Source organism: Gloeotrichia echinulata CP02, from assembly GCA_038087035.1.
Lineage (GTDB): Bacteria > Cyanobacteriota > Cyanobacteriia > Cyanobacteriales > Nostocaceae > Gloeotrichia > Gloeotrichia echinulata.
In genome coordinates this window covers 2,006,132-2,021,945 of the sequence record CP051187.1, presented here as the reverse complement: position 1 = coordinate 2,021,945, position 15,814 = coordinate 2,006,132, and the positions used below count along the sequence as shown (strand labels likewise).

Here is a 15,814-nt window from a genome sequence, read left to right as displayed (position 1 = left end):
AGATAACCCCGCAAGTGGGGAAAATTCATATTGGCAATATTCACTTATTTATCTCCTTTTCATTATTAGAAACCAACCCCCAAACCTAGAATAGCGAATATGCAAATTTTCTATTCAATCAGCAGATATTGAGAAATTGATTCTATCCCTGGTTCCTGTCCCCGTAATACAGAATTACCATCAAACATCTGCCGCTGATCAATGGATGGGGGATTCAGCCAATCTGATGCTTGCATTTGCCCAGTTTGACTGTAAGCAGCTAGGGCATTTTCATAACAAACTGCTTGGACATGTTCTTCACAAATACCCCTTTCTAACATCAATTTAGCTGTTTTGGGAACGGCTAAAGGATCGCTGATACCCCAATCGGCGCTACTATCAACGATAATGCGATCGCATCCATATTGACGGACAATTTCTACCATTCTAGCGTTACCCATTTTGGTGTGTGGGTAAATTGTAAAAGCTGCCCAAAATCCTCTTTCTAGAACTTCTTCTACAGTCTCTTCGTTATTGTGGTCAATAATCACCTGTGCCGGATCTAAACCATATTCTAGACAACGATCCATGCTTTGGCTGGCACCTGCTTTTTTATTGCGATGGGGAGTATGAATCAGGACTAGGCTATCAATTTCTTTAGCTAAATCTAATTGTTGGCAGAAGTATTTATCCTCTGCTTGTGTCATGTCATCATAGCCAATTTCGCCTATAGCTACTACTCCCTCTTTACATGCATAAAGCGGTAGTAATTCCATGACTTCTGCAGCTAGTGCTTCGTTATTAGCCTCTTTTGGGTTGAGTCCAATTGTGCAATAATGTTGGATGCAAAATTGACTAGCCCGAAACCTTTCCCACCCCACTAAACTGCTAAAGTAGTCCTTAAATGTTGCAGCATGAGTCCGGGGTTGTCCTAACCAAAATGATGGTTCAATGACGGCAACAATGCCATACTCCCGCATTACCATGTAATCGTAAGTGGTGCGGGAACTCATGTGAATGTGTGGATCAATAAACATTAGGTTATATCTCTTAAGTAGATGGTCATTTGTCATTTGTCATTTGTCATTTGTCATTTGTCATTTGTCATTTGTCATTGGTTATTTGTCCAACTCCAAACTCCTCACTGCTCACTGTGACGGTGCGTTACGGCGCATTTCGGAATTTTTAGCTAAAAATTAGCGGCCATCGCTAGCGCCGTAACACACCCTACAACTCCTAACTCCTAACTCCTAACTCCTAACTCATTACTCATTACTCCTTACTCATTACTCCTTACTCCCAATCCCCAGTGCAAATGGCTCCACAAGTCGCCATAGTTCTGGCGTAACTGAGCGTTTAGCTGCAGAACGTTCATGAGCATAGTCAATTAACATCTGGGCTAATTTGGGGTTAGCACGTTGATCTAGACCCCAAATCAGATGCAATGGACTATTGACAAATACAGCCTTCAACACCATCTGATTCCAAGCAATATCATCTAAATAATTTGCCGGATAGGGGTTTTGTAGTGCAACTGCTTGGAAAACAGTTACGATGTTGCTGCGAATTCCCTCTGCAGCACGTTGGCGTTGTAACTCTGGATATGGTAATAGGGGTAAACTTTGATATAGGACTATTAATTCTCCCATATCGGCAGTGGTGAAGACTTGATCAAGCGATCGCATATACTTCTCCATGTCATTGTGGGGTAAAGCTAAAAGCAATATTGTCCGCCCCACCTGATCAGCACTCCAATGACTGGGAACCCAACCCGCAAGCAGTGTTTTGGCTATTTCTAAGTCCTGGGGTGATAGCTGTAAATCCTGTTTACCTATATACCTAGGTACAGCACTAAAAGCTGCGAAAAATACTCTTTGGTTTGCACCATTGGCAATTTCTGCTTGCTTCTGTGCTAGCCAATTTAGGGCTTTATCGGAAGTACACTGCAACAACCAGTGATGTAGTAAATGGTTCACCCTACTTAAATCATCAGTAATTTCCGACATAGTTGTTAAAATTTACTGTATCTGAATTTTGTTATTCTCTGCAAAACATTTGGGTATAAAACGATGCCAACTAACATTACAAAAAATACTAGATTTAGTCTACAACCACTTCAGCAATCTGTCAGTGTTACCTTTAATTATGATGTTCATTTTACCAGAGGATTGTTTGAGTTAGAAAATCCTTTACTAGCTCAAGTGATTGACACAGATAGGGAAACAACCCCAAAGCAAGTGGTAGCAGTGGTAGATGGAGGATTATTAAAATACCAGGATGGTTTTCTAGAAAAATTATCAGCTTATGCCAAGCATTATGAAAATGTACTAACTTTGAGCGTTGAGCCGATAGTAGTTCCCGGTGGAGAAGTAGTCAAAAACGATTCCAGATTTCTAGAACAAATTCATCAGGTGATTGATCAGGTTAAATTATGCCGTCACTGCTACGTGTTAGCAATTGGCGGTGGTGCTGTGCTAGATATGGCTGGATATGCTGCTGCAACTGCTCACCGAGGAATTCGTCTGCTGCGGGTACCGACGACAGTTTTAGGGCAAAATGATTCGGGTGTAGGTGTCAAAAATGGCATCAATGCTTTTGGCAAAAAGAACTTTTTGGGAACATTTAGTCCACCCTATGCAGTATTAAATGACTTTGATTTTTTGACCACTCTTGATGATCGAGATTGGCGCTCTGGTATTGCTGAGGCGCTTAAAGTAGCGTTGATCAAAGATGGGGATTTCTTTGATTTGATTATGAATGATGCCGATAAATTAGCTAATCGAGATCTGGATGCAATGCAAAGGCTGATCTATCGGTGCGCCCAGTTACACTTAGAGCATATTGCCAATGGTGGCGATCCTTTTGAGACAGGTTCATCACGTCCTTTAGATTTTGGACATTGGGCTGCTCACAAACTGGAACATTTAACAGATTACAGTCTGCGTCATGGTGAAGCTGTGGCTATCGGCATTGCTTTAGACAGTACTTATTCGTATTTATCTGGTCTTCTTTTACCCTCTGAGTGGAAAAAAATTCTCGCCACAATCAAGAAATTAGGATTTAGTTTATATGTGTCAGCGTTGACAGAGCAATTAGATCAGCCAAACCATCCCGACTGTATTTTTTGGGGGTTGACCGAGTTTCGCGAACACTTAGGGGGAAAATTGACACTTATGCTTCTACAGGGAATCGGCCAGGGAATGGAAGTTCACCAAGTGGATCTATCTTTGTACCGACAAGCAATTTCACTTTTGCAAGCTACGGAACTTGAGGATTGACTTTAACTCGGGTAAATAAACCAGGGGGTAGGGGCGCAAGGCCTTGCGCCCCTACTATTTATTAGGATGTTTTTTTATTTGCAAGTCCCTAAATTCCCGCACCATCGAGAAATTCTACAATTAGGCGATCGCCATCACATTTATTTTTCTGGCTTTCTCTTAATTCTGCTTCGCTTGGGGACTCAGTAGATATTTCTTGTAACTGCTGGACTTCTTTCTCTAAAGCTTTAACTCTTTCAAATAGTGCGCGAATCGCCTCAGCTTCCACGTCTCGCATTTTCTCATGATCCAGGGAATCACCACTCAAGTTGTTTTGGCGAGTCACACGCCCGGGAACTCCGACTACTGTAGTATTATTCGGCACATTTCGCAGCACCACCGAACCGGCGCCAATGCGGACATGATCACCTATTTGGATATTTCCCAGCACCTTCGCACCGGCGCCAACTACGACATTTTCACCTAAAGTGGGATGGCGCTTGCCTGTTTCTTTACCAGTACCACCAAGGGTAACACCTTGATAAATTAGCGCATAATTACCGACAATCGCAGTTTCGCCAATCACCACTCCCATTCCGTGGTCGATAAACACACCTTTGCCAATTACTGCCCCTGGATGAATTTCAATTCCGGTGAGAAACCGACTAACATGGGAAATCAGCCTAGGTATAAAGGGCAGCCCAATTTTATACAGCCTGTGTGCCAGCCGATGGAAAATAAGGGCTTGGAATCCAGGATAGCAAAACAAAACTTCCAGCCAGTTACGGGCTGCTGGGTCACGCTCATAAATGGTTCGCAAATCAGTTAATAGCATACTTAGTTGGGTTCTGCGTTGTTAGACGAGGCTATAGCTAGGGGCGTTTGGACTAGGGGCTAGGGAATTACATCAAGGGTTTGAGTAATTTAGAACGTCCTAACCTGGCGATTGCTCTATATGGAAGCAAAACAAGATAATTCGCACAAAATATCAATCCATTGATGGGAATTGTGTACAATAATCTACGGTAACTCGATAGGCTTGTGGTCATTTTATGTGTAATCAGTGGGATGCTATCACATCTAACACCTTAAGAAAAGTCAATTACCCATAAAATCCGATAAATCGAGCAGCCCACCGTAGTATATTGAGTACAGACTTGAACAGCCAAAACTACTCTCTCTTGGATCTGTCTTCCAAAGTCGAATACGCGCTGCTGGCACTATTAGAACTGGCAAGCCACCATAACAAAAAAGTCCCTCTGACCATGAGCGAGATCACTGCCAAGCAACCCATACCTGAGCGCTATCTGGAACAAATTTTGACCAATCTCCGGCGTGCGGGTGTGGTGCAGAGTCAACGCGGCGCTAAAGGAGGTTTCCTGTTAGTTCGTGAACCTTGGCAGATTACCTTACTAGAGATTGTTACTTTGGTAGAAGGTGAGCGAAAAGAGAAAGACAGCTCTGACGCTCCCACTCTAGAAAGAAGTCTGGTATTAGAAATTTGGGAAAAAGCCAATTCTGCTTGTGTTGAGGTATTGAATAGCTATACACTGCAAGACTTGTGCCAGCAAAGAGAGGCTCGCTCACAGCAGAGTCCGATGTATTACATTTAGTCATCGAGGAGTATCCTTATGCGGATAGCAAAAGATATTACAGAATTAGTGGGACGGAGTCCGTTAGTTCAATTAAACAAGATTCCCCAAGCTGCGGGAGCAGTAGCTCGAATTGTCGTGAAGTTAGAAAGCATGAACCCAACCTCTTCGGTGAAAGACCGAATTGGGGTCAGCATGGTGGAAGCCGCAGAGTCAGCAGGCTTGATTTATCCTGGCAAAACAAGTTTAATAGAGCCGACCTCTGGAAATACGGGAATTGCTCTAGCAATGGTAGCTGCAGCTAAGGGCTACCATCTCATTCTAACCATGCCAGATACGATGAGCCAGGAAAGACGGGCAATGTTGAGAGCCTATGGCGCTCAATTAGAGTTAACACCGGGTCAAGAAGGGATGCGTGGGGCGATCGCCCGCGCCGAAGAAATTTTAGCCCAGACGCCTAATGCATATATGTTGCAGCAGTTCCGCAACCCTGCTAACCCCAAAGTCCACGCCCGCACCACAGCCGAAGAAATCTGGAACGATACCGATGGGGAAGTAGATATCCTCGTGGCTGGAGTGGGTACTGGGGGAACAATTACCGGCGTAGCGGAAGTAATTAAACAACGCAAGTCCAGTTTTCAAGCGATCGCCGTTGAGCCAAGCAATAGCCCCGTGTTAGCAGGTGGTAGACCAGGACCGCACAAAATCCAGGGAATTGGTCCGGGATTTGTCCCAGCAATTTATCGCGCCGATCTAGTCGATGAAGTCATTGAAGTAGCCGATGAACAAGCGATCGCCTACAGTCGTCGTTTAGCCAAAGAAGAAGGCTTGCTATCGGGTATTTCTGCTGGCGCTGCTTTGTACGCCGCCATCCAAGTCGCCCAGCGACCAGAAAACGCCGGTCGGCTGATCGTCATGGTACAGCCTAGCTTCGGCGAACGCTACCTGAGTACTTCATTATTTAGAGAACCAGAAGAAACTGAGTGGTTGAGTAAAGTTTAATTGTCATATCATTTCTGGTTAAACACTTCACACCCATTTTCAGGTAAATAGACCACGCTTTTGGGGCGCAAGGCCTTGGGGCGCAAGGCCTTGCGCCCCTACGAAGATCTGTGGTTCAAATGAAAAAGATTTAAAATTATTTTATCACTCAGTTCTCATGAAGCGAATTATCAGAAAAGCCTTAACTTTACTTTCGGTTTACTACGCCTATACAATTGAATACCGAGCAGAAATGATTTTATGGGTTTTGTCTGGCTCTTTACCTATTATCTTCATGGGTATTTGGATACAGGCGGCGCAAGGTGGACGCTTCGGTTTGACACCTGTAGATTTTGCCCGTTACTTTATCACCGTTTTTATTGTTAGACAATTCACGGTTGTTTGGGTAATTTGGGATTTTGAAAGGGAAATAGTCGAAGGTAAACTTTCGCCCAAGTTATTACAACCGCTTGATCCTGTATGGCATCATGTTGCTACTCATGTTGCTGATAGATTTGCTCGCATCCAGTTTACTTTAATATTAGTGGCATTGTTTTTTATTCTCTATCCCCAGGCTTTTTGGTTGCCAAGTTTGGGTAAAGTTTTGTTGTTTATGTTGGCTGTAGTGCTGGCTTTTATTGTAAGGTTTGTCATTCAATACACCTTTGCAATGTTAGCCTTTTGGACGGAAAGAGCTACTGCTTTGGAAGATTTATGGTTCTTGTTTTATTTGTTTTTGTCTGGATTGATTGCGCCTTTAGAGGTATTTCCTGAACCTATGCGAGCAATAGTTATGTTGACGCCTTTTCCTTATTTAGTTGATTTCCCTGCGAGTATTTTGATGGGGCTACCTGTGGATTTAGGAAGAGGATTTTTGTCAATGTTGGGTTGGATCTTGTTATTTTTAGGTCTGAATCGGTTGCTATGGCGTGCGGGTTTGAAGCGGTATTCTGGGATGGGAGCGTGAATAATTAAAAATTAAAAATTAAAAATTAAAAATTATCACGCCCCGTAATTTAGCTAAGTTGAGGAAGTTTGAAGAGTTTGGATGATTACGCGCAATTCGTCTATAGCACTTCCTATTCAGATGAGGTACAAAATTGTATCACGCGATGTAGGGGCACGGCACTGCCGTGCCCTTACCGATGTACCTCACTAGGGTGAGAAACGCTATAAAGTATTTACAGTCTTGATGGCACGCTGAATAGTTTTTAATTGATCTAAATCAGAAATTGGATAAATTTATAACATCAATTGTAATGCATCAGCGCCGAATTTAAACTCCAAATCCAGTTCAATACTAGAAAGCCTCTCTTCTCGTCGTCCTTCTTCCCTACCCTTTTGCAAAATTTCCTGATACCAGGGAGATTCGCGTAAAACGGCCATGTCCCACCTCATGATTTGCTGAACTAAAGCGCTGTCTAATACGAAACTAGCAAAAAAAGCCATGACGGTTTCTGACTGGCTCAATTTTTCATCGGCGCGGAGTATTTGTAATGCGCGTTTTACTGTCGCTTCTTCTGCACCACCCTTGAGAATTGGTACAAAGGGAAGCAAGGAGGGAAGGGGTTGATTGAACGCTATTTCTACATCCACTTCCCAAAGATTGATGACGCGGTAGTCTTGACGCGCCTGTAAACCTGCAAATTCTGATTCGTAGCGCGTGGGGATTTCCACATCACTGTCTTTGAGAATGTTAATTAATACAGGATAGGTAGGCAAATTGAACTTTTCTTCTGCTAGTGCGACGTATGCCCGCATTCGTTTAGGCATTTCAGATTTATACCGCAATTGTAACTCATTGAGTACGAGAAATTGACCATATTGGGGACTGGTGGCTTTGACTAATACATCGCTTTCTCGGCTAATCCATTGGAATTCAGAATTGAGAATTTCTCCGCTGAGAATGTCGGGTATTTGTGTTACCCATTTTACCCAGTTTTCGGGGGAGAGGCTGATTAATCGCTTGGTGCTAATGTCTGCTGCTTTAGCCATAGGGGAGTAGATGACCACATCAGGACAATTTCGCAAGACTGCAAAGACAGGTAAAACTGTCATAGGAACGGCAAACTTTATGGCTCCAGAACAAGAAAAAGGCAGAGAAGTTTTTGCAAGTGATTTGTATAGCTTAGGAGTTACTTGTATTTGCCTGTTAACCAATGCTTCTGCAGTTAAGCTTTTTGATGATGGGAGTAACTCTTGGGAGTGGCGAAGTCGCAGTAAGAAAGTTAGCGATAAGTTAGGTAAAATCTTAGACAATTTACTAGAATTAGGCACAGCAAAACGCTATAAATCAGCCGATGAAGTTATACAAGAAATAGCTTTACAATCACCACGAGGATCATCAAACGCATCTGGCAAGAAAAAACCACAAGTCACAATTTGGCATAAAATAGCATCATTAGGAGCAGGAGCGCAAGGATTTGCAGCATTAGTCAGCCTTTTGATTGCTTTAGGATTAATTAAGGTTTTTAGTCCTTCTACACTAACTGATATACTTTCTCAAGTCCCTCTTGCTTCTGAACGAGGACTAAACTACAGTCAGTTACGCGAATATTTGCGCCAAAAAAATTGGCAAGCAGCGGATGCAGATACTTATGAAGTATTATTAAAAATAGCCGGAGAAAAATCACAATCACGAGGCTACATTAATTACGATGAAATAAAGAGTATGCCCTGTACTGAGTTAAAAACAATTGATGATCTCTGGCGTAAAGCTAGTGATGGAAAGTTAGGTTTCAGCGCCCAACAACTAATTTATCAGCAGCAGGGACAAAACTGGCAAAAGATGTACGATCAGGTTGGATGGGGAAGTTTGATAAGTGGAATCTTTAGCAAGACTGTGGAGCAAGAGTTCAACTGGCAAACTAGAAGATTCCAGTATAAGTCAGGAATGGAGCCAAAATTCCAAAATCCTCCAGCAGGACATCTACCTGTAACTGCTAGTTTAGTTCGAGGAAACGCATTTCCACAGTTTGCAGAGATTTGTAAGTTTTAGAATCAACCTGCGTTCACCATCCACACCAAAAAGCTCAGAATTGGCTCAATTGGAGGAAGAGAATAATCCATTAAATCGATTGTTACTGTTTGTTCCTCTAATTTGAGAAATCGCCATTGGGTACCACTGGTAACTGTACCGTAAACGGCTGTAATAGTTTTTCCTTTCGCTTCATTAAATCGCTGTGCGGCTACCATTTCTGCAATGCATTGTCCCAATCCTGATTTTAAATCAGATTTTTTCGCCTCCACAATGACAATTGCTGGCGCTTCCACAGTTAATTGTTCAGGTGAACGACTAATTAAGAAGTCACATACACCGTTTAGTCCAATACTCGCATCTACGTTAAATTCTTCCCCAGAAAATACGCTGATTTGCTGATTGAAAATACGTCGCACTTCCAGCAGCACCGGATTGATAATTACTTCTGAACGCGCTTTCTCCGTATCGACTGCGATCGCCCAGGATAAATCCTCTAAAATACCTTCTAGTCTGAAACTTGGAGTTACCGCTTCCATCGTGTCTGGAAAAAACCGCACTCCCTCTACAGTAGTCAGGTGAAAATCTTGTTTTACTCGCTCGATGGTAAATTGACTGTATGGCATGGTAAGAAAATATATTGCATGACCAATGACAAATGACAAATGACGACCAAAGCCAGTACCGTTTATTTGCGCCGACCTACTTCCAACCTACAAATTACTCGGTATTGTCTTAAACTTCTGTGCCGCACCCAAAGAATAATCCTCTAACTTAAAATCAGCAAAGGGCTTCTTTTCTAATCTATCTCTTAACGCTTCATCTAAAATCACACCTTCTGATTGTTTTTTAACACCAATAATTATAATACTTCTCTGATAAGCCGTTGAATCTTGATTTGGTTGACAATCACTGCGGCGAAATTGACCAAGATTTAACAAGCGATAACCTTGAAGGCTACGATTATTACTAAATATTTTTTTTGCTAAGAGTTGTATTTGTTTGGAACGTTCTAAAGCTCTACGTTCTTCTACAGCTACGTCACCTTCACAAGAAGCTGTACCTACAGAGATAATTTCACTGGGGTTTTCCATTATCTTCTGTATACCTTCTTGTTCTAGGTTCGACTTTAATAGGTCAAGATTAATAACTTTATCGTTATATTTAATTTGAAAATTGCTGCCTAATAGCCATTTATATTCTACTGATAAAACAGCTATATTAAACTCAGCGATTCTGCCTTGACTATCTTTACCTTCTTCATAAGGAAAATAATCTACTTTGCCTTTTTTCTCTGGCGCTTGTCCATAATTGGGAATTCCAGCAAATTTTCCTGACCTGGTTGCTAAAGCAATTAAGCCTAGTAATCCTAATGATACCAACAGCGCTAAAAATATTGCCAGTAGGGGGATTTTTTCTGACTGCTTTTGTTGGGGTAATAAAGTTTTAGTCGTTGACTGGGTTAACTCTTCAATTTTCGGACTCCCAACTAAGTTCACCGTTGCATCTGTACTTCCAGTTAGTTGGTGTTCAATTTCTTCTAGACGTTGTAAAATTTCTTTAGCATTGGCAGGACGTTTGCCTATTTCTAATGCCATGAGCCAATCAATTAAATTCAAAAGTAAGGGGGAAATTTGAGTGGTATGATTACGCCAATGCAAAACATTGTGCTGAATATCATACATATCTAAGGGATGTTTTCCCGTCAATAAAAATACAAAAGTGCGCCCCAAAGCAAAGAAATCTGATTGCGGTACTGCTTGACCATTCATTTGTTCTAGAGGGCTGTAGCCAGATGACATAATTGCCGTCATACCCCCATTACCGTTGTTGAGTTGGGCGAGGTAAGTTGTAGTAATTTGTCTGGCTGTGCCAAAATCAATTAATACTAATTGCCCATTAGGGCGGATCATAATGTTAGATGGCTTGATATCTCGATGTAGGTATTGTTTACCATGTACTAGATCCAAAATTATTGCTAACTGTTTCAACCAGGCTATAGCTTGTGCTTGGGAAATCGGGCGATTTTCCTGCTGTTTTAGCCATTGTTCTAAATTCGGTCCTTCGATTTGCTCCATGACAAAGCAGTGCAATTCCAAACCATTTCTGCTTTGATATTGAAAGTAGCCATCTACTTTGGGAATCCCAGGGTGATTAAGCTGTTCGAGTACAGTTACTTCTTGCTGAAATAGTTCTACTGTTTTAGCGTCCCCTGATAGATTTTCCTTGAGGACTTTGAGGATTTTTGGGGTATCTTGTTCGTATGCTTGATAGACTTTGCCAAAACCAGTTTTGTCACTTAACAGGCGCAAAACTCGATATCGCCCTAGCAATTCCAACTGTGAACCACAACTTTGACAGAAGCGGTTTTCATCATTATCTGAGTGGTTAGGTTGAGGACAAACGGGATTAATACAAAGGCTCATGACTGGCTGATCCGTAGTACATTTGACTTTTGGCGTTCCCGTTTAATGATAATCAGATTTATCTGTTCTGTGGTGTTCTCAGTTGTATTTTGTGTAAAATCTTAGGTTTTTAAACCCAGAGGGAAGCAGAGTTTTGCCGATTTTACGGTATCTCCCTGTAAATAGATCACTCTGTAGGGGCGCAAGGCCTTGTCTGTAGGGGCGCAAGGCCTTGCGCCCCTACTACGAACTTATGGAAAACTGTGCCAAGAAGGTTTTGACCGATTGGTTAAAGGATTCAGGTTCTGTCAAAAATGGCCAATGATTTCCGGGAACTTGGGTAATGGTTAAGTTTTTGAGATAGGTTTTATAGGGTTGGAGTTGCCAATTTTGACGGTTAACACCTTTTTCTGGCTGGATGAAGAGGGTAGGAATCTCAACGGGAATTGTAAAACCTGGGACGCGCAGAACTTCATCAAAAATTCCATCGCGGGCGGAAATAGTAAACTTGCTACCCCAACTACCATCGGGTTTTTGTTCAATTCCAGCTTGGAAGGCTTGCTGGTGTAAAGGAGTCCATCCTTGATATTGGCTTAACTGACGGGCTTGCTGTTCGGCTTGTTCATAACTAGCAAAAGGTCCCATGCTTTTGAGAAAAGGCAAGACACGATATAATAGGGGAAAAGTTAGCTTGAAGATACTGGGGATTTTCCAGATAAAAATCGGATCGACTAGAACCAGACTTCGCAACCTGTCTGGATTTTGCCTTGCCCAGATGGCGGCTAATTTACCCGTCCATGAGTGACTCACAACATGAACAGTAGACCATCCCAAGTGATCTAACAGTGCTTCTAGGTCTGCGATCGCACTCTCAAAACTATAATCTTGTTCTGGCTTGCTGCTTTCACCATGACCGCGCATATCTGGGGCGACGATGTGATAATCTGCCCCTAGGTAATCTGCCAAGCTAGACCATACAAGGGCATGGTCGCCTAAGCCATGTAAGAGTAGCAAGGGTTCTTGACCTTGGTGCCACTCCAAATAAGAAAATTCGATATCAGGTTTTGATAAGGTTTGACGTAAAGGCGTCATCGCACATCCACCCTTGAAGAGATAGCTTCGCGTTTTTATGGTACTGCGAAACCTGCCACCCACCAAGAGTAGGACAGAGGTATTACAGCAATTTTCAGTTAATTGAACCACAGATCATCGTAGGGGCACAGCATTGCTGTGCCCCTACCGCGTTGTCTGTTTACCTGAAAAAGGCTGTAAATCACAACTGTTGACCGTTGGCTGTTGACAGTTAGCAGTTAACCGTCAACAGTAGGGGCACAGCATTGCTGTGCCCCTGGGCACTTCAAGCCTGAATCAATCTTCTAGTTTTTAGTAAATACAACATCGACCCAGTAATTGCTTGACTGGTACGTATCGTTGGGAAAGGCAGGGTTGGGGTTATACTTGTAGACGCCATTACTGCCACTTACCCCATTGCGTAGGGCATAGAGTGGTGGACTATCGACACCAGTGTTAGCAAAGTAACCCGTGTCTATAGAGTAGCGACCCACGTTAGTGTGGTAGGAGGCAATATAAGTAGTGTTGGCGCTAATGGAAACTGGAGTAGCAAAGTTAACTTGCTGCCAGCCAGAAGCAGTTTCGTTGGCGAAAGTAGCCCTCCCCAACAGCGTACCACTGCTGCTCCACAGCGTGGCGACGTGAGTACCTGTATTGCTGGTACTCTTGTAAAACAGGATGCCAGTAATATTCCCAGGGACATCTGACCGGAACTTGACCCCCAATTCGACAGCCCTGGTATCTGAATCTGCTAACACAGCAGGAGTCGCTGAATTATTCCAGATAGTAAACGATGCAGTCCCCGTGGTAAAAGACCAAGTGTAGTTTGCCGCCAAAGCGTTACCAGCTAAATCTTTCACCCCAGATGTTCCACCTGTAATAGTGGCAGTATAAGTCGTGGAACCTGTCAATGAGCTACTTGGTGTTAATGTCGCCGTCTTGGTGTTGTAGGTGACAGTGGCTGATACCAATGTATTGTTTGCATCTTGCAATACAAAAGTAGTGTTATTAATCGTTGTTGTATCTATTGCTTCGCTAAAGGTAGCCGTAATGCTCCCTCCTACATTCACCCCAGTAGCGGTGCTACTGGGAGTTGTCGAACTCACCGTTGGGGCAGTTGTATCAGGTCCTACACTAGTTGTGAAGACCACATCAACCCAGTAGTTGCTGGAATTAAAAGTATCTGTGGGGAAAGCTGGAGTCGGGCTATAAATATAAACACCATTACCTTCACTCACTCCGTTTTTCAGCGCAGTCAATGGGGGATTATCTACACCAGCGTTGGCAAAGTACCCCGTATCTATAGAGTAGCGCCCAACGTTAGTGTGGTAGGAAGCTACATAGGTAGTGTTGGCAGTAATGAAAACAGGAGTATCAAAGTTGACTTGCTGCCAACCAGAGTCGCTTTCGTTAGTGAACGTTGCTCTCGCCAATTGCTGACCATCACTGCTCCACAGCGTACCTTCATGAGTACCTGTATTGCCTGTACCTTTGTAAAACTTGATGTCAGTGATGTAGCCCTCGGTATCTGATGTAAACTTGACCCCCAGTTCCACAGCGCTGGTTTCAGAATCTGCCAAGACAGCGGGAGTTGCTGTGACATCCCAAATACTACAGGGACAGGTGCGTGGCCCAACGGTGATCGTCACCCCAGAGCCGGGAGTCTCGATATTACCGCTATCATCGGCGGCGCGGCTCTTGATAGTAACAGATCCGATTGTACTGGGCTTCCAAGAGTAGCTCCAGTTAGCGCGACCAACAGCGGGATGCCATGTTGTGCCGCCGTCTACTGACACTTCGACACCACCAACAACACCGCCACCGATATCATCTGCTGTGCCGCTAATTGTGATCTGGCTACCAGTCTGCACATTTGTGCCAGCAGTTGGTGAAGTAATAGTTGAGGTAGGAGCAGTACCGTCTGTTGAGGCTGCTGCCAAGAACAACCCACTCTGTAGCGTAACTGGTTGCACGCCCATGTCAGCGAATAGGTTAACAGTTGCCTGCTGCATCCCCACATTTGGCGTTGTAGTACCTCGGTCATGATTGCCATCTAAACCCCAAGGCCACTGTATGGTTCCAGCACCGAATACCAGCGCCCCACTACTATGCTTGTACAAAGTCAGGTGGTGAATCGCTGTACCTGAGCTATAAGTAGAGCCGAAGTCCTGTAGAACTTCGACATTATTGGCCGTGGTCGTAGACATCCGAATCAAGCCAGGGGGTCGAAATCCGTTGTCAGCGTCTTCATCCCATTCATAGCCAAGGGTGCCATCGGTAAGTGTCGCAGTGCTTCCTGGAGTGAGGGTGGCAATATCTGTGTTGCGCCACAAGCGCATTTTGCCATCCGCTGCAGGTACCTGGATAGCCGTAGTCCCCCCGTTGACTTTGAATATTGTTCCCGTTAGGGCGTTCTCAGGACGACCACCGTCTGCTGGTGGACTAAAACGTGAGTCGCGCCAAGTACCTGTCCAGGTGGGCGTTTGCGGATCGATGACTTTATCAGCTTTCGTCTCCTTGTAGCAAACCAAGGTGCGATAGGATGTCACTGATGTATCAATGCTACTTTCCCATCGAGTTTTCCAGAAGACTTCGTTGCCGCTAAAGAAGGCTAGATGAACCCCATTATTGCGCGCAGCTTCGACATTGGTCCGTTGCTGGTTAGACCAATACTCGTCATGGCCGACTGACAAAAACAGCTTATGATTGCGGATTAGAGTTCCCAGGCGATCGCTATCGACCCCTGTAAAATAGCTGACATTGTAGCCATTTGCTTCCAGCCAGCGCACCATTGGGTATTCGGAGTTGAACACCCAATCCTGTCCGCTGTCAACTCCACGAGTGTTGAACGGACGGTTATAGCTGACTTTGTATGCGCGACCATCAGGCGAACCTGTATAGAGGCTGTTACCACCGTAGTTGTTGTAAGCTTGCCAAGTCGTATCAGATGTCTGGAATAGTATATCGGAAGTGCTGTCGTCGTCCCGAACGATGAAGAATATATGGCTTGCGCCTCCAGTGTCGGAGCGCACAGCTTTTGCAAAGTATATCCCTGAGGTGGCGGTTGCTGGCACAGCCCAGGATGCAGATACTACCCAGTTCCCGCAATCAATAAGTCCAGTTGAATCGCTAAGGCAATTGACTTGGTTCTGTGGCGCTGGTGTCGAAGGCTGAACAGTAGCTACCTTACGAGCGCCGTTTCCACCGTAATAGCCCATACGGTAGATGTCGAGGCTGTAATTAGTGGCATCAGTTTTGATCTTAAAGGAAACAGTGTTTCCCCGATTAACGCTAATATCAGTGGCGAAGCCTTCGATGCTTGTGTCACCGACACCGTTAATATCCCATTCGGTTTTGGGATTGCCTGCTAGACAGTTCTCGGCGACAATCGAGTTCGCTGGGGAGGTACAGGGATCAGCCGCAAGTACTCTCTGCATCGACAGATGAGATCCTAAATTCAGACCCAACACCAGAACTGTAGTTAGCATCATCAGCATGATCATGCGAATGAGCCTTTTCATTGAATCTACTCCTTTGGATAAAATTAGTTAC

The 15,814-nt window shown here is 43.9% G+C and carries 13 protein-coding genes and 1 pseudogene; 6 read left to right on the top strand and 8 right to left on the bottom strand.

Annotation, left to right across the window (positions count from 1 at the left end; translation table 11 throughout):
* Positions 1–110: 110 nt before the first annotated feature.
* Positions 111–1,016 (bottom strand): TatD family hydrolase, encoded by a 906-nt coding sequence (locus tag HEQ19_08895; GenBank protein WYL99627.1) that lies wholly within the window; start codon positions 1,014–1,016, stop codon positions 111–113.
* Here HEQ19_08895 and HEQ19_08890 point away from each other — a divergent pair.
* Positions 997–1,179: a hypothetical protein gene (locus HEQ19_08890; protein ID WYL99626.1), complete on the top strand. Its 183-nt coding sequence runs from the start codon at positions 997–999 to the stop codon at positions 1,177–1,179. The two genes, HEQ19_08895 and HEQ19_08890, sit on opposite strands and share 20 nt — an antisense overlap.
* 86 nt (positions 1,180–1,265) lie before the next feature.
* On the opposite strand, the gene HEQ19_08885 is transcribed toward HEQ19_08890, so the two are convergent.
* Positions 1,266–1,985 carry an EboA family metabolite traffic protein gene (locus HEQ19_08885; protein WYL99625.1) on the bottom strand — a complete coding sequence of 240 codons (720 nt, stop codon included), beginning with the start codon at positions 1,983–1,985 and terminating at the stop codon, positions 1,266–1,268.
* A 63-nt stretch (positions 1,986–2,048) separates the two neighbouring features.
* Here HEQ19_08885 and HEQ19_08880 point away from each other — a divergent pair, with 63 nt between their 5' ends.
* A complete protein-coding gene (locus tag HEQ19_08880) occupies positions 2,049–3,257 on the top strand; it encodes a 3-dehydroquinate synthase (GenBank protein ID WYL99624.1) in 1,209 nt (402 codons plus the stop codon).
* Between the two features lie 88 nt (positions 3,258–3,345).
* Here the strand turns inward: HEQ19_08880 and cysE are convergent, their stop codons facing one another.
* Positions 3,346–4,071: a serine O-acetyltransferase gene (gene cysE, locus HEQ19_08875; protein WYL99623.1), complete on the bottom strand. Its 726-nt coding sequence runs from the start codon at positions 4,069–4,071 to the stop codon at positions 3,346–3,348.
* 310 nt (positions 4,072–4,381) lie between these two features.
* Here cysE and HEQ19_08870 point away from each other — a divergent pair, with 310 nt between their 5' ends.
* The 3 genes from HEQ19_08870 (at position 4,382) to HEQ19_08860 (ending at position 6,776) form a co-directional block, all read left to right on the top strand.
* Complete coding sequence (locus HEQ19_08870; protein ID WYM03322.2) at positions 4,382–4,849, top strand: Rrf2 family transcriptional regulator; 468 nt, start codon at positions 4,382–4,384, stop codon at positions 4,847–4,849.
* Between the two features lie 18 nt (positions 4,850–4,867).
* Entirely contained in the window at positions 4,868–5,830 is a 963-nt protein-coding gene (gene cysK, locus HEQ19_08865; protein ID WYL99622.1) for a cysteine synthase A, read from the top strand.
* Between the two features lie 157 nt (positions 5,831–5,987).
* Positions 5,988–6,776 carry an ABC-2 family transporter protein gene (locus HEQ19_08860; GenBank protein WYL99621.1) on the top strand — a complete coding sequence of 263 codons (789 nt, stop codon included), beginning with the start codon at positions 5,988–5,990 and terminating at the stop codon, positions 6,774–6,776.
* 203 nt (positions 6,777–6,979) lie between these two features.
* On the opposite strand, the pseudogene HEQ19_08855 reads toward HEQ19_08860, so the two are convergent.
* A pseudogene (locus HEQ19_08855) lies at positions 6,980–7,804 on the bottom strand (Rpn family recombination-promoting nuclease/putative transposase).
* A gap of 79 nt (positions 7,805–7,883) precedes the next feature.
* Between HEQ19_08855 and HEQ19_08850 the strand changes: the two are divergent.
* Positions 7,884–8,807 carry a GUN4 domain-containing protein gene (locus HEQ19_08850; GenBank protein ID WYL99620.2) on the top strand — a complete coding sequence of 308 codons (924 nt, stop codon included), beginning with the start codon at positions 7,884–7,886 and terminating at the stop codon, positions 8,805–8,807.
* A 2-nt stretch (positions 8,808–8,809) separates the two neighbouring features.
* Here HEQ19_08850 and HEQ19_08845 read toward each other — a convergent pair whose 3' ends face one another.
* The 4 genes from HEQ19_08845 to HEQ19_08830 all read right to left on the bottom strand — a co-directional run bounded on the left by HEQ19_08845 (position 8,810) and on the right by HEQ19_08830 (position 15,783).
* On the bottom strand, positions 8,810–9,412 hold the full coding sequence (locus HEQ19_08845) for a hypothetical protein (GenBank protein WYL99619.1): 603 nt from the start codon (positions 9,410–9,412) through the stop codon (positions 8,810–8,812).
* Positions 9,413–9,499: 87 nt separating this feature from the next.
* On the bottom strand, positions 9,500–11,212 hold the full coding sequence (locus tag HEQ19_08840; protein ID WYL99618.1) for a serine/threonine-protein kinase: 1,713 nt from the start codon (positions 11,210–11,212) through the stop codon (positions 9,500–9,502).
* Positions 11,213–11,434: 222 nt separating this feature from the next.
* Positions 11,435–12,283 carry an alpha/beta hydrolase gene (locus HEQ19_08835; GenBank protein WYL99617.1) on the bottom strand — a complete coding sequence of 283 codons (849 nt, stop codon included), beginning with the start codon at positions 12,281–12,283 and terminating at the stop codon, positions 11,435–11,437.
* 284 nt (positions 12,284–12,567) lie between these two features.
* On the bottom strand, positions 12,568–15,783 hold the full coding sequence (locus tag HEQ19_08830) for a N,N-dimethylformamidase beta subunit family domain-containing protein (protein ID WYL99616.1): 3,216 nt from the start codon (positions 15,781–15,783) through the stop codon (positions 12,568–12,570).
* Between the last annotated feature and the right edge of the window lie 31 nt (positions 15,784–15,814).